1 protein-coding gene is annotated in these 1298 nt (G+C 62.4%); it reads right to left on the bottom strand.

Translation table 11 applies throughout. From position 1 onward, the window contains the following. Positions 1 to 8: 8 nt before the first annotated feature. Positions 9 to 1268: an IS30 family transposase gene (locus A5747_RS16255; RefSeq protein WP_369805115.1), complete on the bottom strand. Its 1260-nt coding sequence runs from the start codon at positions 1266 to 1268 to the stop codon at positions 9 to 11. Positions 1269 to 1298 lie beyond the last annotated feature (30 nt).

Genomic DNA, 1298 nt, shown 5'->3' on the forward strand with positions numbered 1-1298 from the left:
GGGTGGATTCAAGGTTTGGTTGCAACAGGGGTTTGTGGTGGGGCTGACAGTAGTCGATCGAGGATTTGGGCGGGGCTGTCCCAGTCGAAGCGTTTGCGGGGTCGGTTGTTGAGTTCGACGGCAACCTCATCGAGGTAGGCCGCCGAGTGCACCGATAGGTCGGTGCCTTTCGGGAAGTATTGGCGGAGAAGCCCGTTGGTGTTCTCGTTAGAGCCGCGTTGCCACGGTGAGTGGGGGTCGCAAAAGTAGATATCGATGCCGGTGTCGATGCTGATACGGGCATGAGCGGCCATCTCAAGGCCTTGGTCCCAAGTCAGGGTCTTGCGGAGGTTCTCTGGGAAGGCTTTGATTTTGGCGATCATGGCTTGAGCGACGGCATCGGCGCTGCGGCCCTGCGGTAGGTGCAGCAGCTGCACGAATCCGGTGCTGCGCTCGACCAGCGTGCCAATCTGTGAGGCCTGGTTTTTGCCGATGATCAGATCGCCTTCCCAGTGCCCAGGCACGGCGCGGTCCTCGGCCTCGGCGGGGCGCTCACTGATGTTGATCATGCCCGGGATGTGGCGGTGTTCGGTGGCGGTGCGTCGTGTTCTGGGTTTGCGCAACGCCCGCCCAGTGCGCAAACAGCGGTGCAGCTCGCGGCGCAGTTCGCCACGTCCTTGCACGTAAAGCGCCTTGTAGATGGTCTCGTGGGACACCTGCATCTCCGGGCGATCAGGATAGGTTTTGGCCAACACCCCCGCGATTTGCTCGGGGCTGTAGTTCTTGACCAACAACGCTTCCACTTCGGCACGAAGCTCGCCGCAGCGCCCTAGCTTGCCGGTCTTGGGACGACGCGCCCGCGCCTCGCTGCGGGCCTGGGCGATGCTGGCCCGATAACCCGACTTGGCATCCCAGCCGCCTCGATTGGCGCCAAACCGATGCAGGGCACGATAGCGGCCCATCGCTCCATGACAGCGGCCATTGCCATCGATCTCGCGCATGACCGTCGACGGTGACCGCCCCAACCGGCGCGCAATCGCCCGAATCGAATCACCTTTGGCAGTACCGATCATGATCTCTTCACGCTCACCCATCGACAACCGCGGCCGAACGTGCCCCTTGGGATCGCTGAATTGCGGGTTCACCCCACCGAATCTGCGGAACCACGCTTGCCCACAGCCACTGGACACGCCGACCATCGGCGCAGCCACACTCGGCGGCACACCCAAGGCCACCAGCACCCAAAACCGACGCTGAACCGACGTCAACGACCAATGAGCCGCCATCAACACTTCCTAACTACGAAGTGTTGCAATCAC

This window comes from Mycobacterium sp. IS-836, from assembly GCF_001954275.1.
Classification (GTDB): Bacteria; Actinomycetota; Actinomycetes; order Mycobacteriales; family Mycobacteriaceae; genus Mycobacterium.